The organism is Serratia rhizosphaerae (genome assembly GCF_009817885.1).
Classification (GTDB): Bacteria; Pseudomonadota; Gammaproteobacteria; order Enterobacterales; family Enterobacteriaceae; genus Serratia_B; species Serratia_B rhizosphaerae.
The window spans coordinates 5,000,022-5,020,442 of record NZ_CP041764.1 but is presented as its reverse complement, the minus strand read 5'-3'; the positions used below and the strand labels follow the sequence as shown (position 1 = coordinate 5,020,442).

The window sequence follows — 20,421 nt, the reverse complement described above, 5'->3', positions numbered from 1 at the left end:
ATCGGGGTGGCTGGCGTTGGGGCGGTAAGGTATTACTTGGTCAGGATCAGCTTGCCCGCTTTGGTCTGGCGCAGCTGATAGCGTTGGCCCTGATGCGTGATAATCGCGACGCCGTCACGGCCGAGCAATTGCCGGCTGTCATAGCTGGGTGGGGGGGCCGTTTCCTGCGCGGGAGCGGCAGGCGCGACGGGCGCCGCATGCTGTTTATTATCCATAATTGCTGTCTGAAAAATAAAAGGGTTAATTGATAACGTTTATCATAGTGATAATCATTATCATGTGAACATTGGGTTACAGCAAGGAAAATTTGCTTACCGGCGGGATCGGGTTCTTAACGTGGGAAACCGGAGCGGGAGCGTTGAGCGGCGCGGGCGGTGGGTAAGGGATTCCGCCCGGCGCGAGAGTTATTTCAGCAGCGTCTCGATACGCTCGAACAGGCGCTCCGGTTTGGTCAGCGGCGCAAAGCGCGTCACGCGCTGGCCGTCGGCGGTGAGCAGGAATTTGGTGAAGTTCCATTTAATGCGCTGACTGCCCAGCAGCCCCGGCGCACGGCGCTTCAGTTCGTTAAACAGCGGATGGGCATCCGGCCCGTTGACCATGATCTTGGCGAACAGCGGAAAACTGACGCCGTAGTTCAGGCTGCAGAAGCTGGCGATGTCCTGTGCGTTGCCCGGCTCCTGTGCGCCGAACTGATTGCAGGGAAAGCCCATCACCACCAGGCCGCGATCGCGATAATAGCGCCACAGATTCTCCAGCCCGCGATACTGCGGGGTAAAACCGCATTTGCTGGCGGTATTCACCACCAGATAGGCGCGCGCCGGAAAGTCGGCCAGCGTTTTGGCTTCGCCCTGCAGCGTGGTGCAGGGAATGGATAATAGCGATGGGAGCATGCGGCGGATCCTGTCTCGGTAAATAACACCCCTAGTGTAGAGCAATCGCTGTTATCAGGTCACGGATTTGCCGCGCAACGGCAGACGCCGGGCGCCTGCCGTTTGGGCTTATTTCTGCATTAAATAGTCAAAGTTGCTCATCAGGTTGCGGTAGTCGGGAATATGTTCGCTGAACAGTTTGCCCAGTCCCTCGACATCGTTGCGCCAGTCACGGTGCAGCTCGCAGGCGACGCCGAACCAGTTCATCAGCTGCGCACCGGCCTGGGTCATGCGCTGCCAGGCGGCATCGCGGGTGATGGGGTTAAAGGTGCCGGAGGCGTCGGTCACCACAAACACCTCATAGCCCGCTTCAATCGCCGACAGCGCCGGGAACGCTACGCACACCTCGGTCACCACGCCGGCGATGATCAGCTGTTTTCTGCCGGTGGCTTCCACCGCCTTCACAAAGTCCTCATTATCCCAGGCGTTGATATTGCCGGGGCGGGCGATATAGGGTGCGTCGGCAAACTGCGCCTTCAGTTCAGGCACCAGCGGGCCGTTGGGGCCGGTTTCAAAGCTGGTGGTCAGGATGGTGGGTAACTTGAAGTAGCTGGCCAGGTCAGCCAGCGCCAGCACGTTGTTCTTGAATTTATCCGGATCGATATCGCGCACCAGAGATAGCAGTCCGGTTTGATGGTCGACCAACAATACCGCCGCCTGGTCTTTATCCAATCTGACATAGGGTTTGCCCATGACTTACTCCTTAACTAAGACGATGATCGTACAAGGCGCCGGCGGCAATGCCGTCGGCATCGGGCGTGCGCAGCCTGCCGCACGCTGTCGACAACCTTAGCGTAGGCGAGTAACGCCAGGTAGCCAGGAAAATTAAGCCAGAGCGTTCTATGGCTGGAACGATGAGGCGGTAGCAGCCAGCTTACGTCGTACTGCGCTCAGGGTGCGGCGTCTGATCCAGCCGCTGGCCGGGCGGATCAGCAGCCAGTAGCAGGCAAAGCGCGCTTTCACCTGCGGCGTGGGGCAGTAGACAAAGGTTTCGGTGCGCAGCCGCGTTTGGCCGATTTGATCTGCGACGACCTTAAAGCGCAGCACCAGCTTGGCGGCGTCGGGGTCGGCAAACTGAAGAAACCGCCGGGCGTCCTCCGGCCTGGGCAGAACCAGCGTTGGCCGCCAGAAACGGCCGGCCAGACCGAGGGAGAGTTCGTGGCTGTCCTGATGCAGCGGGGTGAAGCTGTCAAAGCCGAAGGGGCGGGCGGGCGTCGTGCGGCGACGCAGCCTGTCCGGCAGTTGTCGCAGCGCCAGCAGGCGACGGATCAGCGGATCATCCCGCATATCCAGCGCCTGCACCGCGTGGATAATGGCCTGTGGCGCGGCGTCGATCGGCGCTGACTGGTGCCTTTCGTAAAAGCTGAACGCCGGCAGAAACGGCGATGCGTCCTGCCAGTGCCGGCACGCCCGTGCGCTGATAAATCCCAACCATGCCATAAGCCGCTCTCCGTATTGTCTGTCTGCAATATAGCCGGCGTTGCGGCGTAATGACAGCGCATAAAAAAGCCTCCGCATGCGGAGGCTTGAGTGTTACCGTAGCCGGTCTGTTACGCCAGATCGAAGCGATCCAGGTTCATCACCTTGGTCCAGGCGGCGACGAAGTCGCGGACAAACTTCTCCTGACCGTCGCTGCTGGCGTACACTTCCGCCAGCGCGCGCAGCACCGAGTGGGAGCCGAACACCAGGTCGGCGCGGGTGCCGGTGTATTTCACCTCACCGCTCTGGCGGTCGCGGCCTTCGTACAGCTCCGCGCTGCCGTCGGTGGCCTGCCATTCGGTGCGCATATCCAGCAGATTGACGAAGAAGTCATTGCTGAGTACGCCGACGCGGTCGGTAAAGACGCCGTGCTGGCTGCCGTCGAAGTTGGCGCCCAGCACGCGCAGGCCGCCGACCAGAACGGTCATTTCCGGCGCGGTCAGCGTCAGCAGCTGCGCCCGGTCAATCAGCAGCTCTTCGGTGGTCGGGCCGTTCGGCGAGCGGCGATAGTTGCGGAAGCCGTCGGCCAGCGGTTCAAGCAGGTTAAACGCTTCAACGTCGGTCTGATCCTGACGCGCATCGACGCGCCCTGGCGTGAACGGCACTCTGACCTGTACGCCCGCGGCGGCGGCGGCCTGCTCAATGCCCACCACGCCGGCCAGCACGATCACATCCGCCAGCGACGCTTTGCCGGAGGCCTGCTGAATCGCCTTCAGGGTCGGCAGCACGCTGACCGGGATGGCGTTGACTTCCCAGTCCCGCTGCGGCGCCAGCGCCAGCCGTGCGCCGTTGGCGCCGCCACGCTTATCGCCGCCGCGGAAGGTGGCGGCCGAGGCCCAGGCGACCGAGACCAGCTCGCTGACGCTGAGATCGGAGGCTTTGATCGCCGTCTTCAGGCTGTCGATATCGGCCGCGCTTGGCTGGTGCACCGCCTGCGGCAGCGGATCCTGCCAGATCAGATCTTCGCCCGGCACTTCCGGCCCCAGGTAGCGCGCTTTCGGCCCCATATCGCGGTGGGTCAGTTTGTACCAGGCGCGGGCGAAGGCTTCGTTAAACGCCTGCGGGTCATTCAGGAAACGGCGCGAGATTTTCTCAAACTCGGGGTCGAGGCGCAGCGTCACGTCGGTCACCAGCATGGTCGGCTTACGTTTCACTCCCGGGTTAAACGGATCGGGAATAATTTCCGGCCCGTCTTTGGCTTCGAACTGGATAGCGCCGCCCGGGCTGCGCGTCTGTACCCACTCGTATTTGAACAGGTTTTCGAAGAAGTTGTTGCTCCACTGGGTCGGCGTTTGCGACCAGACAACCTCCAGACCGGAGGTGATGGCGTCGGGGCCGGAGCCGCTGCCGTAGTTGCTGGCCCAGCCGAGACCCTGCCGCTCCAGCGGCGCCGCAGCCGGTTCCGGGCCGAGGTGGTCGCCGGACGCTGCGCCGTGGGTTTTACCCAGCGTATGGCCGCCGGCGATCAGCGCGACGGTTTCTTCATCGTCCATGCTCATGTTGCCGAAGGTGGCGCGGATGGCGGCAGCGGCGGACAGCGGTTCGCCGCTGGCTTCCGGCCCTTCCGGGTTGACGTAGATCAGCCCCATTTCGGTGGCGCCCAGCGCCTGATGGGCCAGGCTTTCCGGGTGGCGGTGCGCCAGCCAGGTTTTCTCATTGCCCCAGTCGACGTCGAGATCCGGTTCCCAGACGTCTTCGCGACCGCCGCCGAAACCGAAGGTGCGGAAGCCGGAGTTTTCCAGCGCCACGTTGCCGGCTAGAATATACAGGTCCGCCCAGGAGACTTTTTGGCCATATTTTTGCTTGATCGGCCACAGCAGACGGCGCGCCTTATCGAGGCTGACGTTGTCCGGCCAGGAGTTGACCGGCGAGAAGCGCTGCTGCCCGCGCCCGGAGCCGCCGCGGCCGTCAACGGCGCGGTAGGTGCCGGCGCCGTGCCAGGCCATGCGGATAAACAGGCCGATATAGCTGCCCCAGTCCGCCGGCCACCACGACTGCGAGTCGGTCAGCAGGTGACGGATATCCGCTTTTAACGCGGCGTAATCCAGTTTTTTGAATTCTTCGCGGTAGTTGAAATCCTCGCCCAACGGGTTAGAGCGGTTGGAGTGCTGATTTAGCAGATCCACACGCAGTTGGTCGGGCCACCAGTCCTGATTGGTGGTGCCTCCGCCGGCGTATTGCTCAGGTACGTCGGCATGGAAAGGGCATTTCGCGGTCGTTGAAGACGTTGATTTGTCGGTTGGATTGCTCATTTCTTACTCCCTTTGCACTCGATGAATACCGTTAAGATATCCTTTGGTTTTAGTAAGAGATATTTGAATTGGCCTACGGATTTGATAGGCCTAACTTTTCAACCGTTTGATTTCATTTATTTATTTTTAACACTCAGAAATCATTCGAGATTTACTCGAATTTTTAACGTTAACCTTCTAAAGCATAACGTATTTTTTGCGACGTGCATCAAGGTATTTCCCTGACATAATTTCCGGTTTTTGGCCCGGCAATTTCTGCGCAAACTCCTTCCCTTTTTCCCTCACGTACAACCTGCCCGGCAGGCTTCGGCTCTCATGGAACGGTGGCGGCTTGCTTCAAATGCTATTTCCGTCAATTTTCGTGCTATAGCAAATTTGCCCGTCAAACTATTTAGGCTGATTGCCCCGTCAGGGCTGTTTTTACGGATGCCAGCGCTGATCATGTAATCTGTCTTGCTGACCTGGCTGCAGCGGTCAATCACTGCTCCCAATTGCAAGCCAACGATTTTCAATTCAAGATCAAGGGGCAGGGCGATCATGGCCCCGGTCTTGTCCTGTTCTATCAGCAGGCGTCCGTTCACGACGTGGTCAAACTTCATCTTTGCAATGTCCGCGCGTCGCTGGCCGGTGACAAGAGCAAGATCCATTGCCAATGAGAGCCAGGGGGGCAGCGTGTCTGCCGCTGCACGTATTGGAATATATTGCTTTAGCTCCAGCCGCTCCCTTTTTATAACAGGCTTGGCCGATCTCGTTGGCGCGACCGGGTTGCTTTCGATGTGGCCTTCAACGATAGCTTCTCGGAAAATGTCAGAAAGCACAATTCTCATCGCTGCCGCCATTGTCCTTTTCTCCTGCTTAACCCATATTTCAAGAAACTCTGCGATATGCCGAGTGGTGATTTTTGACAGGATCATCCCACCCATTTTTTCGCTTATGACGGCAAATTGCTGACGGCGAAACCTACACGTTTTAGCTGATAGCTTCCTGCGCTCGAATAGAGTGTAGTACCGCTCCAACCAGTTATTTAGCGTGTATTCGTGGGTGCCTTTAATCTTCTCCAGGAGCAGCACCGGCGAGTAGTTCTGCTCAATGTAATGGTTGGCCTCGATCGCCTGTGCGATTGCGTCACGACGGGATATCGGCCCCAGTGATATCTCTTTCTTGGTGATAAACATTACCCGGGGCATGGACTGACGAAACGGAACCTGCAGACGCGCCTGACGCAGATGCTCAACTCCCCGCACGTCGATATCGTTCGGCACGAAAAACCGACCCCTGAGTACACGCTGAAAAAAGTGGACGGGTGCTATTACGCCAATTCTGAGAAGTCATTAGGGAGCGTCTGACCGATGGCCGGGCAATCGGATTACTTACCGCCCGGCCTGCCATTCAATCGAGGAGCTTAGACGCAGGAACAACGCGACTTGGAGCAGTACGACCTGCGCGCCTGCGGCCTGATCCTTGACCTGTACGCACGGAAAATCACCCGCACAAAAGTGCTGGTGGCGATTGAAGAAGCGCCGGAGCAATACCGCGAACATTTCAGAACACGCCTGAATTACTGGCGAAAAAGAAGAATAGGGTGTGGGATAATTACGTAAACCAAACGTGTTTAATTGCGTTTAGTTTACGTTGTTTTATTGCGAGCTTTTGGTTAAGTTTACTCTCTAAATCGTGGCGCTATATCTTCCATCCATTCTCTTATTTGTGCTGTAAACTCAGGCCAATCATCGGCAATAGCAGCTTTGTCAATAATTTTTGTTAAACCAGACTCCCTGCCGTATCCTAGTTGCTCTATTGCCTGATCAACAAAATCATGTGTATCTCTAGGATTAACTATACCCCTTACTGTATTTTGAACTTCAGAGGTCTCATGGTCATTTTCATTTAGAGATAATATCAATCTGCTTATTCTTTGCTCGGGCTTTTCATTTTCTTGCAGATTGTATTGACGGATTATATCCAACGCGCTTTCTCTTTTTTGTGGATTATCAACCTCAGTTCCACTTAGTTTTGATTTAATCTGCCTTTGTTTTTCTTCAATATTTGGGTATTCATCCCCATCCAGCACTATTAATGTGTTTTCAACGTTTTTATTTTGCATGATTAAGGCTGCTGCGATAGTGAAAGAATTAGATGCGCAGCCATACAAACTAACCTTCAAATATCTTCTTATCCCAAACTCACTTGCAATTTTCTCTATGATGAATTTTGAAAGATCATCTTCGACATAAACAGATATATCTCTAGGAACTTGCCCTGTTAATCTCTGGATTGCAGCCGGCGTTGTCCTATCAAAATAGAGGGTTCTATTTTGCGACTGATATAAATGAATTATAGATAAACGATCTTTGCGATAATCTAATATGGACTCGCGGTGGCTTGTGAAAATTACCTGTATATCTTTGTTTGATGCACGTTCATAGATCACGTCTAATAATCGATTAAGAGCATCAGTATGTAACAAAAGATCAATTTCATCAACCAAAAAGAGTGTGCCTTTAGGAGATAAATATAATTTTTCTAGCATGAAGAATACTCTTTGCTCTCCCGCACCCATTGCCAAAGAAGAATATTCAATCTCTCCAGATCTAACACCTATATATTGCTTTCTTGTTTTGAGTCTCTTGGAGTAATCAGTGTACGTTTTGTTGAAAACAAAACCAGCCTTTGCGACTATCCAGTTTTTTAAATCGACATCTATTTCTTCTCTCTCAAATAGCACAATGCTAATGCTTGATTCGTTTTCTATCCTAGGGGCGCAGGAAGATATTCCTATGTACTCAACATGTCTTTCGGGACGTCGGTCATATATTGGTGTCCATCGGTCTACCTTTGCATATTCAACTTCAACCCTGTTGTGAACGGCTCTTTCATTTCTATATGAAATTTTTAGCGTAAAGGCACTCCCACTCCAGTTGTAGTCTGAAGTAGATAAAAAGAAATGAGTGCTAAATTTATAGTTATCCCTGATTAATTCAGGTTGTTCCAATGGTTTGAAAGAGCAAGCTAACGCATGAATTATAGTTGACTTCCCGCAGCCATTTGGCCCCATAATTGCAGTCATTAGTGTATTGTCAAAATTAATTTCTTCGGTGTTAGTAAGATTCTTTAATTTTTTAAAGGTTGCTGAGTGGAGTTTTTGGTTAGTAATAGGCATGTTTATAACCTTGAGTTTTTTTCTATAATACCAGTAAATTACTGGGAGTGTTATATGTTTAAAAATACAGTAAAAAAATTCAATTTATAATTATTTTTTGTCGAATGATATACCTTTGCTGTCACATGTCCCCATTGTTTTCTTTTAATATTTGATGTTATTATCGCTTAGTTAACCCATCGGAGTTCTGGAGGTTTTTTTGACCCAGTTTTTGAACTCCCCCTTATGCTTCCGAGGAGCACAACATCTAGGTGCCTGAGCCAGGGGTAAACTGAAAAAGAGTGGATAGCGAGAAGAGGGTTGCCTGGTACGGTTGGGCCGTATCGGGGCTGTTATCTTTGGTTTGTGACCTGAGAGACTCTCGCCATGCCTGTTGTGGGGTATGGTCAATGCGTGAAAAGCCAAGAGGCTCAGGTAACATCTGAATTGGCACACGGGTGCTGAAGAAGGGTAATCCGCATCAAGCTTGGTCTGCCTCTCACCTATAACGTAACCGCCGTAAGGCGGTTTTTTGTTTAATGCTTGGCACAAAAACAAATACTGTTTATTTGCACAGTTATTTGGTGCAATATCACTGCAATACACATTAAGAGATAGTTAATTGATTGATATTAAAGATTTTCATTATCTATTGCCAAGCACCGGTAGGATAGTTATCACCTGTGATACGGTACTATAATCGGAACTCGTATCGTCAAGGAACACGAGTATATAGCCTCACTTAACGCGTTGATTGATTTGGCAAAATCCGCAGGTTATTCGATTGTGTCACCAGACGGGATTGAGCTATAATTAATAGGTCGGACTGAGCACCCGGCCTGTTCAATTTTTGAACAGCTGCTGCGCTACTGGAGATCACCCAATGGCGCAGTATTCGTTTGTAAAATCCGCAGGAAATATGCTGGTTCCGGCAACGCCGGACGCACTGGAATTTCTCAAAACCAAGGTTAAGTTTGGCGCTGTCCTGTACGCTGATTTTAGCCAGGCGCGTAACCCGGCATTTCACCGTAAATATTTCTCGCTGCTAAATCTCGGGTACCAGTACTGGGAACCAACCGGCGGCGCCATATCCCCAGCCGATAAAGAGCTGCTCACCGGGTATGTGAAGTTTCTGGCGTATTACGCAGGCAACGAGGAAACACTGCAGGCCGCCGCAGACGAATATCTGCATGACGTTGCAGAAAAGCGCGCCGGCAATATCACCATCACAAAATCGTTCGAGGCGTTCCGCTCCTGGGTAACGATCCAATCTGGCCATTACACCGAATACCAGATGCCCGACGGCAGCGTGCGCAAGGAACCCCGCAGCGTATCGTTCGCAAAGATGGACGATATCGAATTCGCCCAGCTCTACAAAGCCACCATCGATGTACTGTGGAACTACATCCTGTTCCGCTCTTTTCCTAATCAGCAGACTGCAGAGAACGCCGCCGCACAGTTGCTCAGCTATACGGGGCAGGGGCATTGATGGCTATGAAAAAAACTTGGTTCCATCATCTCGAATGCTCGAATGCTCGAATGCACAGGCTGACGAGCTGGTCGCTCGGTATCGCCAGCGCGGTGTGAATGTTGAGCGCAGCCTAAATCACGACCTCAGCACCTGGACGGTCAGCGCATATCTGCCAGAAAGCAAAAAACCACCACGTCCAGCCCGGCGCTGGCGCAACCGGATGTGGGGGTGATCATGGCTAATTTACGCAAAGAAGCCCGCGGTCGGGATTGCCAGATCCGTGTTCCCGGCGTTTGCAACTTCAACCCAGAAACAACCGTGCTGGCGCACTACCGCATGGCCGGTACCAGCGGCACCGCAATCAAGCCTGATGATGCGCAGGGCGCCTGGGGCTGCAGCGCATGCCACGATGCGATCGACGGCAGAACGAAAACAGAATACACGCGCGATGACCTGCGGCTAATGCACGCCGAGGGGGTATTCCGCACGCAAGCAATTTTAAGAAGTGAGGGGAAACTATGATCTATCCGGACAATATTGGCAAAAACGACGGCCTGCAGCTGCGTGCGCTGGAACGGATCTGGCTGCAGGGTAAGTTGAAAATGTGGGGGCGTTGGTCGGGCATGGAGCAGTTCGGCAGCGCCGGCAGTATGTTCAATCAGCTTTTATCGAGCCAAAAGGTCACGAAGTCAGCGATCGCCCAGGCATTGAAGCAACTGAAAAAATCAGGATGTGAGAAAGAAGAGCTGCATCAGTACCTGCTCGATATTTTAGAGGGGAAACAAAAAAGCAGCTTTGCGTTCTGTACCGACAAAGAAGCCGCGGTAATGGACAAAGTCATGGCCTCGGTTCTGCATGAACAGCCGGGCCTGATGAATATTTTGCGGCAGCGCTACATTGGAAAGGGGGGCAGTCTGAAATCCATGGCTGCCGACCTGCATAATAAGCGCCCGGAGTGGTGTCTGCGCACATGTGAGACGCGCGTTGCAGTGTGGGTAAAAGCGGCAGAGTTCATGTTGTATCAGCCAATGAGCGAAGCGTTCGGTGCCAGCAGTGAGCGATTTTATCGTTGACTTTGCGCGGAAAATAGGTAAATTGATATAAGCTTCGCGAAGTTTTACCCGCAGCGATAAATTCAAAAGAAACCCGCCAATAGTGCGGGTTTCTTGCTTTCCAGTCCTTGCTACTGCAAATCAGCCGATGTGATCCGCACTGGATTCTCATTGTCTCTAGCATTAGCAATTCGGTTTCCAATAGTGTCGCTGTAATTAGGATACGCGTGCATCATTGTAATCGCTGTAAGCGAAATGGAAAATTTACGGTGATTAGGGCAGGTGTAGGATTTATAGCTCCCCTGAATCGGATCTTCGATGATTTCTGCTTTACAAGCTGGGCAATGGGTTAAAGTTTGTGAGTCTTGGGACATTATCTATCTCCAGAGTTAAAAAATATTACTGCGCCTCTTATTTGAGAAGCTACTGTAATGATGACATACATTACCAATGCCAGCAGTCTTTCTGTCAGGATCCAAACTTAAGCGGTTAAATTAAACTCAAAGGCTCACTTCTGTGGGCCTTTTCAATTTCTATCACCCGGACAACGGGGCAGGCCCCGCTAAGGGGGAGGTATGAGAATGGATAAGTACAGCTCCCAGCTTTCATATTGGATCGCATCGATATTGACAGCGGCCGGGGCCATGACCTTACAGGATTGGGCGGTGCTGGTGGGTATTGTCGTTGCAATATTCACGGCAGGGGTGAACTGGTACTACAAGCGCCAGCTGGTGAACAAACTGACTGCTGTCGGTTATGACAAAGAGCGGGCAAAAGCAGCGTACAGAGCAATGAGCGAGTAACCGCCATGACACCACAACTCAGGAACAGAATTATCGCGGCCGTCACTGGCGGTGGTGGTGCTGTCGTTATCGCTACTGCGATGCTCGGCGGCCATGATGGATTAGAGGGACGGCGGCATGTGGCATATCGCGACGTTGTCGGCGTGCTGACTGTCTGCGACGGCCACACGGGTGCCGATATCATCTATGGAAAGCGCTACAGCGATGCAGAATGTGATGCGCTACTGAAAGCCGATCTGCAGAAAGTCGCCCGCCTTGTCGAACCCGCTATCAAGGTGAAAACCACTGAAACCCAGCGCGCCGCGATTTACTCGTTCTCTTATAACGTTGGCCCGTATGCGTTTATCGGCTCCACGATGCTGAAAAAATTGAATGCCGGCGACCCGGCCGGTGCGTGCGGTGAACTGAAGCGTTGGAAGTATGCCGGCGGCAAAGAGTGGAAAGGGCTGATCACGCGGCGTGAGGTCGAAAACACCGTCTGCACCTGGGGATCAGAAAGCTATTGATATTGAGTGAATACTGTATATACTGTATGCATATACAGTATTTGGTTTTGGGTAATTCACGCTCGCATAATGAACAGCTCTACGTGCGACCTTTTCTAGGATGCAACACTTTTATGAACCCGACTCTCAATGCGAGAGTATCGGGCAGCCAGGTGGGATATGACTTTAATTTTGCTGTTAACAGCTATTTATATGGTCTGTACGCAAAACTCACTTTGGTGGATTTTTGTCCTTGTTGCCATCTTGCTTACTTGAGTCATTTTCGCTCAACTCAGGGAAAGCAATCGTTGATTGCTTAATAAGCATAGATTTTTTCGGGAAAAATGTTTGCGAATCAGATAACGACTCTACCGCCAACGCATCCCCTTCGATGCTTATAGTAAACTTTCCAAAAGACACCCGTTTTCCGCCTATGTAGTCGAAAGCTTCAGCATCGATTACATCTCTAAAGGGGCGTTTCTTACCGGTTAACAGGATATAGTCAAAAGGAATATGCTTTCTCTGGTTCTCTGAACTAATTGTACCATCCAGAATTGAATCCTTTACTGTGAGTCTAACTTGAACAAATTCATTTTGATTGGTTAGCCAGAGTGGGGGATCAATATCACCTTCTGTTGAGTTGTCCCAGATCCCTTCCATTGCTGCCGAGGAACCGTACCAAACTTTAAACTTCTCAATGTTATCAATGACCTTGTCACCATTGATTAGCACCCATGAAATACAGACAACAATTATTGTAATACACGGCCATACGATGGTTTTAAATGTGTTCATTATTATCATCCTAATTATTTTTATGTGAAAAATAACTTTTGAAGCAATAGGTTAATGATGATGATTGTATCACAGGGAGTGAGTATTCCCATTTATTGGGGACTAGGTAATAAATTTGAATTGGAAGAGGTTATGGATGCTTACTTGAACAAGATCACCGGCGGCAGCCTGGCGCTTCTGTTGCTGGTGGCTACCTGCCTTGGCGGTTACAGCTCGCTGTTGTCGCACCGGTTGGAGCTGGCACGCCAGCAGGTTGCAGAGCAGAAAAAGACGCTGGCGCAGCAGACAGGACTGATCACCACACTGCGCGCGGATGACGCCCGTAATCGCGCAATGATAGCAGAACAACAACGGAGAGAGCAGCAGCTGCGCCAGCAGGGCGAAAACTACCAGAGGAAATATCAGGATGCCATTAAAAATGACGACTGCGCCCGCCGCGCTGCTCCTGGTGCTGTTCTTGACATCCTGCGCGGAACGGGTATCGGAAACAGCGGCGCCGCTCGTTCTACTGCCTCTTGAGTCCGTATTCAAACCTTGTGAACAGCCGCAGCTTTCCGGCAGCACCTGGGGAGATATCGGAGCCCATGCCCTGGTGTAAGCACACCGGTTTTAGTTCCAGGCACTTTTTGAGATTTCCGGTTTTTCAGCCATCAGCCGGTACTCTTCTGGAGTCAGGTTGTTCAGGGATTCATGAGGCCGCTCGCTGTTATATTCAGCCAGCCAGCACTCCGTAATTTCCCGCGCTTCATTCAGGGTTCTGAACAGATAAAAATCCAGTATCTCTGTCCGGTATGTCCGGTTAAAACGCTCGATAAACGCATTCTGCGTCGGCTTTCCCGGCTTGATGAATTCCAGCAACACACCATGTTCTTCGGCCCATTGCGCCAGTGCCAGTGAGACCAGTTCTGGCCGGATAGCCGCGGTTTGCCACTATCCTGTCCAGCACTCTCACGACGCGTTGCGCCGGGATATTCAGGTCAATTTCTATCGCCAGCGCTTCACGGTTAAAATCATCCACCACATTGAAGGTCCGGAAGCGTCTGCCACACACCAGCGCATCATGCATAAAATCTATCGACCAGCTCTGGTTAAGTGCTTCCGGCGTCGCCAGAGGAGCCGGATTGCGCACCGGCAGACGTTGCTTTCCCTTACGGCGAAAATTCAGTTTCAGCAGGCAGTAAATCCGGTGAACGCGTTTATGGTTCCACCTGTTGCCCTGCCTGCGCAGCAACTGGAACAGCTTCTTAAAGCCGTATCGCGGATAGCGCTCCGCCAGTTCAGTCAGCGCCTGGATCACCGGCTCATCGCGCCGGGTATCGGGCTGGTAAAAATACACCGTCCTGCTCAGCGATAACGTCCTGCATGCCTGGCGTACGCTCATCGAAAACATCTCTTTCACATAGCTGACGAGCTCACGCTTTATCGCTGGTTTTAAAGCTTTTTTTCAATGACGTCTTTTAACGCGCGATTTTCCAGACTCAGGTCGGCAAACATCTGTTTGAGACGGCGGTTTTCGTCCTCAAGATCCTTCATCTTTTTGATATCAGAGGCTTCCATGCCGCCATACTTCGCTTTCCAGTTATAGTACGAAGCCTCAGATATTCCCGCTTCGCGGCAGACATCTTTGACGGTACGTCCGGCTTCAACAGACTTCAGAACAGTGATGATCTGGTGCTCGGTAAATCGGGCTTTACGCATGGTGATCTCCTCAGGGACATAATCAGTATGTCGGAAGATCTCTAAAAGTGAATGGTTCGTTTTGCAGGGATGCTTACAGTATAGATGGGCGTGTCGCAGGCAAAAAGCCCGGCCACGGTGCCGGGTCTATCAGGTAGGCATTTTCGGGCTATGTCTGCCCTTGCTGAAGAGTATAGGTAGTGCTTGAGGCTCTATCTATAACTATTTTCCTGCTTAGGAATTGTTTTCTATAATCGTGTTTACTACTGAGGACAGAAAACTTTCAAATGAGTCGTGGGACTCGTAAGCCTCATCAATGGCAATGCTGTCCCGCATATCCCATTTTTTGGACTGAAGGTCACATACAAAAATATCTGTGCCATTTCCGCCAATGATTACGAGGTTTTCAAGTTGTTCATCATAATCACTTGATAATTCATTTGATAAGCTGTTCGCGGATTCTATATTTATTTTTTTATTTCCATCCGCCGATTTGTTGCTGATTCCATACAGTTCATATCCATCTATGTCAAACCCATCCATTAATTTTAAAAATGGATGGTATTCATTCCAGAAATTAGCTATTAAAGTTATTTGTTTTCCTGTAAAACTGATGGATGGAATGTCACCAGTATATCCTGGTTCAACAACATAGCTGGTGTTTACTCCAAGCGAATGCACCAGGCGTTTGATATCATTAACTGACTCTTCAATTTTTTTCATAGAAACCTCATGGGTAAACCTTTCCCTTGGGGACTGGCCATAGAATATCTTTGGATTCGTCAAGTGACATACCGCGAACGATTTTTCTTTGAGTTGTTGTGAAAATGGCATGCTCAGAGTTAGATATTAGTGTTAGGTTGCTGAAATCATTAGTTCCACTATCATCTAACGGTAATTTATGGTGAACAGACCATCCTTTAGGTGGCCTTCCGGAAGCTATGTCTGATCGTTCAATAGGGTTGAAGCGTTCGCTCATCCCTTTGTCATTAGAAATCGATTTAAGGAAATTTCTCCTTACTTTATTATCAAACTCTTTACGCAGAATATTTCTCTCTTCCATTGGGCGTTTTATATAGCTCATTTTTAATACATCTATGTTATTTAGAAGTGTTGGTTGTTTTTTGTATGTTCCTAAATAATGTTGTAACTCTTCTAATGATTTGATATTCGCAATGTTACCGTTTGGCAGTTTTGCTACGGCTACGATAGATGAGAGTGCGATCAGCGAACCAATAGACTGAGGGTTGGCAACCTGACTAAAACCATCAGCCGCCTCCCCGCCGAGCTGTTTTGCTGTTTCAGCAAACCCCTCCACATTTTGGTTATATATCCCGCCTGCGGCTAACAACCGTCCAACCGCTTTGCTGTTTAACGTATGGAGCTGTTGCTTGGCCTTTTGAGGCTGCTGTGGAAGAGGACGAACGGTGGCTGCCGGTCGCTCCTGCCCACGACGTGATGTAATGGCTTGTTCGTAATAGCGAATAATTCGATTGGCACCATCAAGCTTAAAGGCGCTGTAGCCAGAATTTGATACTAGAAACCCTTGGTGATTGATGTAAAACGCGAAGTCTAAAGGATTCCATAGCGACTTGGTGTCGATATAAACAACGTCACCATGCTCGATGTTGTGTTTCATCGACTTGGCATAATAACCTTGCTCATCAACGGGGGCGTTGTTCCAGGCAGCACGTTCTTTGATATCCGAGCCAAAATTACTAAAACCTATGGCACTTTTATCATCGAATGTATAGTCACGGCAAACCATGCTCCATGCACGAGATGGTATGATGATCCTGTCATACAGTTCAGGTGCAAGTTCGCCATGGAACGGTTGGTATAAGCAGCCAGGCAATCTCTTCACGATACTCAACATTCCTTGTTAATTGGCATGGCTGTAACATAGCTAACTATGTTCAGGGTTTCAATGTGCGAGGGTGGCCACCAAGGTTAAAGCGGATACGGTCGCATGCTTATGATGACCGAGATCATATTTATTGGACGTGGGTTCGTTGCCGAAATTTTCCCGAATAGAAACGGGATATGTGATAACCGTATGATTTTATTGAACGGGAATGCAAGGTGTTGCATGCGTAATTTTGCATTGATATCTGCGTAATTAATTGAAATTAAATTGGTTTGTTTGATTTTACGTGCCTAAGGATTCGATAGTCGCTTTCTTTGCAATTTAGTGACCCGCCATGGCAGTGTGCCTGGGACTGTCGGTGGGCGGCGGCGCCGTCGGGATAAGCTAGATGCGGTGACGAAAAACGCCGGCGGCCGCGATCTCACGGCCGCCGGCGGGATATTTACCAGCTGTAAGCCACCGAGGCGATAACGCTGCGGCCGCTGCCGTAGAAGCAGGCCGAGGTATTGCCGCAGGAGGCGACATAGTGCTTGTCCGCCACGTTGTTGACGTTCAACTGCAGCGTGGCGCCGCGCAGCGACGGGCTGGCCTGGCCCAGTTCATACTTCGCCATCAGGTCGTACAAGGTGTAGTGCGGAATTTTAAACCCGCCTTCGGAATCCCCCCAGCTGGTGCCGGTATAGCGTACGCCGCTGCCCAGCGTCAGCCCCTGCAGCGCGCCGTGCCGGAAGCGGTAGCTGCCCCAGGCGGAGGCGGCGTGGCGCGGAATGCTGGCGGGCGTATGGCCGACCTGCTCACCGATGGCGCTCTCCTTAGTGACCGCATCGGTATAGCTGTAGGCGGCCATGACGTTGATCGCCGGCGTCAGCTGCGCGTGCGCTTCGGCCTCGATCCCTTTGGAACGCACCTTGCCGACCTGCTCGTTATAGCCGGTTACGCTGTTATAGGCGGTGATGTTTTTCTGGGTGATATCAAAGGCCGACAGGGTCAGCAGCGTGTTGCTGCCCGGCGGCTGATATTTCAGGCCGATTTCGGTCTGCTCGCCGGTGGTGGGCTTGAACGGATCGCTGCCCGGCGCACCGCTGCTCAGGTTAGGCTCGAAGGAGGTGCTGTAGCTGATATACGGCGACAGGCCGTTATCGAACGCATACAGCAGGCCGGCGCGGCCGCTGAACTTGCTGTCGTTCTGCTGCACGTTGCTGTCCGCCACGCGGTCCTGCGTGCGGACTTCCGACCAGTCCTGACGGCCGGACAGCAGCAGGTTCCAGCGGTTCCACTCCAGCTGATCCTGCAGGTAGATCCCCAGCTGGTCCAGCTTTTTGCGGGTGCTGGTGGCCAGGCTGAAGGTGCTTTCATCGATATGCACCGGGGTCGGGTGCGCCCAGTCGAGAATGTATTGATCGCCGCTGTCGCGCCACAGCTTGCTGTCCACGTCGCTCCATTTGTAATCCAGCCCGCCCAGCAGCGTGTGCTTGACGTCGGCGGTGGCGAATTCGGCCTTCAGCTGGTTGTCGATGCCGAGCTCCTGCGACTCGATTTTATCGTGCTGCGGCCGGCGGTTGATGGAATGATCGTTACGGTCGTCGGCGTCAAAGGTGTACACCAGATATTTGTAGGACTCGTCCATATTGGTGTAGCGCAGGTTCTGCTGGAAGGTGAGCACGTCGTTGAGGCTGTGGTCGAAAATATAGCCCACCGAGGTTTGCTCGCGCTTTGCCTGGTTGTAGCTCGGGTCGCTGACGTTGAAGTCGTAGGGAATACGTCCCGCGCTGGTGCTGAACACCGTGCCGTTGGCGGGCAGGAAGTTGCGGAAGCCGGCCTTCGGTTCGTTCTGGTAGCTGGTCAGCAGCGTAAAGCTGGTGTCGGCATTGGGCAGCCAGGTGAGCGCCGGGGCGATGGCCAGACGCTGCTGCTTGTTGTCTTTCATCGACTGATGCTGGGTGCTGGCGACGCCGTTCAGCCGGTAGAACAGCGTGTTGTCGTCGTTGAGCCGGCCGCCGAAATCAAACGCCGCCTCGCCGTAGTGGCGGTTACCGCTGCTGAGGCGGATTTTGTGGATGCTCTCGGCGGTGGGGCGCTTGCTGGTCATGCTGATAATGCCCCCGGGGTTGACCTGCCCATACAGCACGGAAGCCGGGCCGTGCACCACCTCGACGCGCTCCAGCAGCCAGGGATCGATCTGGCCCGCCGCGCCGGCCTGGCCGGACAGGCCGTAGCTCAGGCCGTCAAGAAACTTGGGCATATAGCGGAAGCCGCGGGCGATCACCTCATCGTTGCGGTTCGAGCCGCCGCGGTAGTTGGTCAGCAGGCCGCTGGTGTAGTTCAGCGCATCAGACACGGAGAGGGCGGCCTGGTCGTCCATCTGCTGGCGGGTAATCACGGAAATCGCCTGCGGCGTTTTGCGCAGCGGGGTGGCGGTTTTGGTGCCGGCGGCGCTGTCTTTGGCCACCGGGCCTTTCAGCGGCGCGGTCACGCTTTGCGCCGTGACGATCATGCTCTCTTCGTCCGCCGCATAGCCCGGCAGCGCCGGCAACAGGATGAGGGAAGGTGAAAATAACAAATAGAACAGCTGCCCCGGCGTTGCCGGTTGTTTTCTAATTATCCCTTTGTTTTTCAATCTCATTGTAACCCCTGAATAAAAACGTGTGCTGTATGAAGGCGTGCGTTACTCCTCACGCTGCCTGCTGACGGCCTTGTTTATCCCACCTGTCGGCCGTTGCTGATTTGCCGAAACGCGCCGTAGCAAAAAAGCTCGCAAATGATATTGAAAATAAGAATGATTATCAATACGATTGTAAATCTTCGTAAAACTACCTCACTTTACCGTAAGGAATTACATGCATATTTTGCCAGTCGCCCGACAGGGAGCGGCAGTAAGCGCACAGAGCACGGTAGCGGCAGGGACGGTCAGCCGGTGGTTGCAGGCTGAACAGGCCGGGCAGGCGGCGTGGTGGCAGCAGGTCGCGCAGCGGGGAACGCCGATCGTCGAAGAGCATGATCGGCAGCAGGCGCGCTTCACCTGGCTGTGGCGCGATCCGCACGGGGATGAGCCGCGTTCGCCGATCCGGCGGGTGTATGTCGATATCAACGGCGTGACCGACCACCACAGCACCGATCCAAGCACGCTGCAGCGTCTGCCGGGCACGGATATCTGGCACTGGTCAACCCTGCTGCCGCGCGACTGGCGCGGCAGTTACAGTCTGATCCCGGTGCAGGATGCGCAGCTTCCCCCCGTTTTCAGCGCCGATCGGGCGCAGTGCCGCCAGCAGCAGCGCGCCTGGTGGATCTCTCTGTTCCCGCTGGCAATTGCCGATCCGCTCAATCCCTATCCCGCCGCGTCGACCCGCATCGGCCAGCCGTTGTCGCTGGCGCAAGGGCCGGACGCCGCCGATCAGCGCGCCTGGCTGACCACGCCGCCGCCGCTTGATGCGTCGCGGTTACACCACTTCCTGTGGCGCAGCGAAACGCTGGGCAATCAGCGCCGCATCTGGGCGTACGCCAGCGGCGAGGGCGCCTCTGCGGCTGAGCGGCCGCTGGTGATCCTGCTGGACGGTCAGAACTGGGTGGACGGCCAGCCTCTGCTGCCGGTGCTGGCGCGCGAAACGGCTGCCGGTCGGCTGCCGCCGGCCTGCTATCTGCTGATTGATGTGATCGACGGCCAGCACCGCGAGCGGGAACTGCCCTGCAATGCCGACTTTTGGCTGGCGCTGCAGGCGGAGTTGCTGCCGTTGGTGCGCCAACGCATGGCGTTCAGCGACAGCGGCGCGCGCACCGTGGTGGCGGGGCAGAGCTACGGCGGGCTGGCGGCGATGTACGCCGGGCTGCACTGGCCGCAGCGCTTTGGCCGGGTGCTGAGCCAGTCCGGTTCGTTCTGGTGGCCGACGGTGCAGTACGTCACCGATTTTGCCCGGCGCGCGGAGTTTGACGAAGGCTGGCTGACGCAGCAGGTGCGTCAGGGCCGGGTGGCCGCGGGCACGCTGACGGTATTTCAGGAAGCCGGCGACCGGGAAGCGGATATCGAATTTGTGAATCAACAGATGCAGCAGGCGCTGAAGGCCGCCGGGCATCGGGTCAACTACCGGGTATTTTCCGGCGGCCATGACGCGCTGTGCTGGCGCGGCGGGCTGCTGGACGGACTGCACTGGCTGCTTTCCGATATGGACGACATACATTTCGACTAACAGGTGATGGAAATGACTCAGGAACAACAAAACCCTTTTGATGATGAAAGCCTGCCGTTTTTGGTGCTGATCAACCAGCAACAGCAGTATTCGCTGTGGCCGCAGTTTGCCGCCGTGCCGGCAGGCTGGCATGAGGTGATGGGGCCGGCGACGCGCGCCGAGTGCATCGCGTTTATCGAAGCCCATTGGCAGGACATGCGCCCCGCGGCGCTGAAAAACAGCGTAACGCCGGCGCCGTAATCCGCGCGCTCAAGTTCCGACACGTTCCGTTTAAGGAAAAGGATAGAAAGC

Annotated in this window: 20 protein-coding genes and 2 pseudogenes; 10 read left to right on the top strand and 12 right to left on the bottom strand. The window is 53.3% G+C overall.

From position 1 onward, the window contains the following. Window positions 1-32: 32 nt before the first annotated feature. From hemP to FO014_RS23330, 6 genes are all read right to left on the bottom strand, one after another. A complete protein-coding gene (gene hemP / locus FO014_RS23355) occupies window positions 33-215 on the bottom strand; it encodes a hemin uptake protein HemP (protein WP_160031255.1) in 183 nt (60 codons plus the stop codon). Window positions 216-404: 189 nt separating this feature from the next. Further along, a complete protein-coding gene (locus FO014_RS23350) occupies window positions 405-890 on the bottom strand; it encodes a glutathione peroxidase (RefSeq protein ID WP_111737189.1) in 486 nt (161 codons plus the stop codon). 108 nt (window positions 891-998) lie between these two features. Continuing rightward, entirely contained in the window at window positions 999-1,622 is a 624-nt protein-coding gene (ycaC, locus tag FO014_RS23345; RefSeq protein ID WP_105230886.1) for an isochorismate family cysteine hydrolase YcaC, read from the bottom strand. Between the two features lie 147 nt (window positions 1,623-1,769). Then, complete coding sequence (locus tag FO014_RS23340) at window positions 1,770-2,369, bottom strand: hypothetical protein (RefSeq protein WP_160031254.1); 600 nt, start codon at window positions 2,367-2,369, stop codon at window positions 1,770-1,772. 110 nt (window positions 2,370-2,479) lie between these two features. Further along, window positions 2,480-4,660 carry a catalase/peroxidase HPI gene (katG, locus tag FO014_RS23335; RefSeq protein ID WP_160031253.1) on the bottom strand — a complete coding sequence of 727 codons (2,181 nt, stop codon included), beginning with the start codon at window positions 4,658-4,660 and terminating at the stop codon, window positions 2,480-2,482. 281 nt (window positions 4,661-4,941) lie between these two features. Beyond that, complete coding sequence (locus FO014_RS23330) at window positions 4,942-5,922, bottom strand: phage integrase central domain-containing protein (protein ID WP_201282894.1); 981 nt, start codon at window positions 5,920-5,922, stop codon at window positions 4,942-4,944. A gap of 87 nt (window positions 5,923-6,009) precedes the next feature. Between FO014_RS23330 and FO014_RS23325 the strand changes: the two are divergent. Continuing rightward, a pseudogene (locus tag FO014_RS23325) lies at window positions 6,010-6,261 on the top strand (hypothetical protein). A 59-nt stretch (window positions 6,262-6,320) separates the two neighbouring features. Here FO014_RS23325 and FO014_RS23320 read toward each other — a convergent pair. Beyond that, a complete protein-coding gene (locus FO014_RS23320; protein WP_111737185.1) occupies window positions 6,321-7,820 on the bottom strand; it encodes an AAA family ATPase in 1,500 nt (499 codons plus the stop codon). An 862-nt stretch (window positions 7,821-8,682) separates the two neighbouring features. Here FO014_RS23320 and FO014_RS23315 point away from each other — a divergent pair. The 5 genes from FO014_RS23315 to FO014_RS23295 all read left to right on the top strand — a co-directional run bounded on the left by FO014_RS23315 (window position 8,683) and on the right by FO014_RS23295 (window position 11,631). Next, window positions 8,683-9,288 (top strand): DUF1367 family protein, encoded by a 606-nt coding sequence (locus FO014_RS23315; protein ID WP_160031252.1) that lies wholly within the window; start codon window positions 8,683-8,685, stop codon window positions 9,286-9,288. Window positions 9,289-9,504: 216 nt separating this feature from the next. Beyond that, a complete protein-coding gene (locus FO014_RS23310) occupies window positions 9,505-9,792 on the top strand; it encodes a DUF1364 domain-containing protein (protein WP_160031251.1) in 288 nt (95 codons plus the stop codon). Continuing rightward, window positions 9,789-10,343 carry a DUF1133 family protein gene (locus FO014_RS23305; protein WP_160031250.1) on the top strand — a complete coding sequence of 185 codons (555 nt, stop codon included), beginning with the start codon at window positions 9,789-9,791 and terminating at the stop codon, window positions 10,341-10,343. Before FO014_RS23310 ends, FO014_RS23305 begins: the two co-directional genes overlap by 4 nt. Window positions 10,344-10,903: 560 nt before the next feature. Continuing rightward, the gene (locus FO014_RS23300; RefSeq protein WP_246168041.1) at window positions 10,904-11,125 is read left to right on the top strand and encodes an HP1 family phage holin; all 222 of its coding nucleotides are present in this window, start codon (window positions 10,904-10,906) and stop codon (window positions 11,123-11,125) included. A 5-nt stretch (window positions 11,126-11,130) separates the two neighbouring features. Beyond that, window positions 11,131-11,631: a lysozyme gene (locus FO014_RS23295; protein WP_160031248.1), complete on the top strand. Its 501-nt coding sequence runs from the start codon at window positions 11,131-11,133 to the stop codon at window positions 11,629-11,631. Between the two features lie 210 nt (window positions 11,632-11,841). Here the strand turns inward: FO014_RS23295 and FO014_RS23290 are convergent, their stop codons facing one another. After that, window positions 11,842-12,405, bottom strand: coding sequence for a hypothetical protein (locus FO014_RS23290; RefSeq protein ID WP_160031247.1), 564 nt, complete (start codon window positions 12,403-12,405; stop codon window positions 11,842-11,844). Window positions 12,406-12,537: 132 nt separating this feature from the next. Here FO014_RS23290 and FO014_RS23285 point away from each other — a divergent pair, with 132 nt between their 5' ends. Then, window positions 12,538-12,924, top strand: coding sequence for a DUF2570 family protein (locus tag FO014_RS23285; protein ID WP_160031472.1), 387 nt, complete (start codon window positions 12,538-12,540; stop codon window positions 12,922-12,924). Next, window positions 12,854-13,003, top strand: a complete 150-nt coding sequence (gene lysC / locus FO014_RS24305) for an Rz1-like lysis system protein LysC (RefSeq protein ID WP_425500752.1) — start codon at window positions 12,854-12,856, stop codon at window positions 13,001-13,003. Before FO014_RS23285 ends, lysC begins: the two co-directional genes overlap by 71 nt. Window positions 13,004-13,014: 11 nt before the next feature. On the opposite strand, the pseudogene FO014_RS23280 reads toward lysC, so the two are convergent. The 4 genes and pseudogenes from FO014_RS23280 to FO014_RS23265 form a co-directional block, all read right to left on the bottom strand. Beyond that, a pseudogene (locus FO014_RS23280) lies at window positions 13,015-14,103 on the bottom strand (IS3 family transposase). 213 nt (window positions 14,104-14,316) lie between these two features. After that, complete coding sequence (locus FO014_RS23275) at window positions 14,317-14,805, bottom strand: YrhA family protein (protein ID WP_111737183.1); 489 nt, start codon at window positions 14,803-14,805, stop codon at window positions 14,317-14,319. Window positions 14,806-14,812: 7 nt separating this feature from the next. Next, complete coding sequence (locus FO014_RS24125) at window positions 14,813-15,946, bottom strand: HNH endonuclease signature motif containing protein (RefSeq protein ID WP_241967366.1); 1,134 nt, start codon at window positions 15,944-15,946, stop codon at window positions 14,813-14,815. A gap of 445 nt (window positions 15,947-16,391) precedes the next feature. Continuing rightward, window positions 16,392-18,572, bottom strand: a complete 2,181-nt coding sequence (locus FO014_RS23265) for a TonB-dependent siderophore receptor (protein WP_160031246.1) — start codon at window positions 18,570-18,572, stop codon at window positions 16,392-16,394. A 214-nt stretch (window positions 18,573-18,786) separates the two neighbouring features. Here FO014_RS23265 and fes point away from each other — a divergent pair, with 214 nt between their 5' ends. Both fes and FO014_RS23255 read left to right on the top strand, forming a co-directional pair. Next, window positions 18,787-20,130, top strand: a complete 1,344-nt coding sequence (fes, locus tag FO014_RS23260; RefSeq protein WP_160031245.1) for an enterochelin esterase — start codon at window positions 18,787-18,789, stop codon at window positions 20,128-20,130. A gap of 12 nt (window positions 20,131-20,142) precedes the next feature. Then, a complete protein-coding gene (locus FO014_RS23255; protein ID WP_105230928.1) occupies window positions 20,143-20,370 on the top strand; it encodes an MbtH family protein in 228 nt (75 codons plus the stop codon). Window positions 20,371-20,421 lie beyond the last annotated feature (51 nt).

Excerpts from the sequence above, each read along its gene's own strand:
- hemP (WP_160031255.1), bottom strand. The coding sequence starts at position 215 with ATGGATAATAAACAGCATGCGGCGCCCGTCGCGCCTGCCGCTCCCGCG.
- FO014_RS23350 (WP_111737189.1), bottom strand. The coding sequence starts at position 890 with ATGCTCCCATCGCTATTATCCATTCCCTGCACCACGCTGCAGGGCGAA.
- ycaC (WP_105230886.1), bottom strand. The coding sequence starts at position 1,622 with ATGGGCAAACCCTATGTCAGATTGGATAAAGACCAGGCGGCGGTATTG.
- FO014_RS23340 (WP_160031254.1), bottom strand. The coding sequence starts at position 2,369 with ATGGCATGGTTGGGATTTATCAGCGCACGGGCGTGCCGGCACTGGCAG.
- katG (WP_160031253.1), bottom strand. The coding sequence starts at position 4,660 with ATGAGCAATCCAACCGACAAATCAACGTCTTCAACGACCGCGAAATGC.
- FO014_RS23320 (WP_111737185.1), bottom strand. The coding sequence starts at position 7,820 with ATGCCTATTACTAACCAAAAACTCCACTCAGCAACCTTTAAAAAATTA.
- FO014_RS23315 (WP_160031252.1), top strand. The coding sequence starts at position 8,683 with ATGGCGCAGTATTCGTTTGTAAAATCCGCAGGAAATATGCTGGTTCCG.
- FO014_RS23310 (WP_160031251.1), top strand. The coding sequence starts at position 9,505 with ATGGCTAATTTACGCAAAGAAGCCCGCGGTCGGGATTGCCAGATCCGT.
- FO014_RS23305 (WP_160031250.1), top strand. The coding sequence starts at position 9,789 with ATGATCTATCCGGACAATATTGGCAAAAACGACGGCCTGCAGCTGCGT.
- FO014_RS23300 (WP_246168041.1), top strand. The coding sequence starts at position 10,904 with ATGGATAAGTACAGCTCCCAGCTTTCATATTGGATCGCATCGATATTG.
- FO014_RS23295 (WP_160031248.1), top strand. The coding sequence starts at position 11,131 with ATGACACCACAACTCAGGAACAGAATTATCGCGGCCGTCACTGGCGGT.
- FO014_RS23290 (WP_160031247.1), bottom strand. The coding sequence starts at position 12,405 with ATGAACACATTTAAAACCATCGTATGGCCGTGTATTACAATAATTGTT.
- FO014_RS23285 (WP_160031472.1), top strand. The coding sequence starts at position 12,538 with ATGGATGCTTACTTGAACAAGATCACCGGCGGCAGCCTGGCGCTTCTG.
- FO014_RS23275 (WP_111737183.1), bottom strand. The coding sequence starts at position 14,805 with ATGAAAAAAATTGAAGAGTCAGTTAATGATATCAAACGCCTGGTGCAT.
- FO014_RS23265 (WP_160031246.1), bottom strand. The coding sequence starts at position 18,572 with ATGAGATTGAAAAACAAAGGGATAATTAGAAAACAACCGGCAACGCCG.
- fes (WP_160031245.1), top strand. The coding sequence starts at position 18,787 with ATGCATATTTTGCCAGTCGCCCGACAGGGAGCGGCAGTAAGCGCACAG.
- FO014_RS23255 (WP_105230928.1), top strand. The coding sequence starts at position 20,143 with ATGACTCAGGAACAACAAAACCCTTTTGATGATGAAAGCCTGCCGTTT.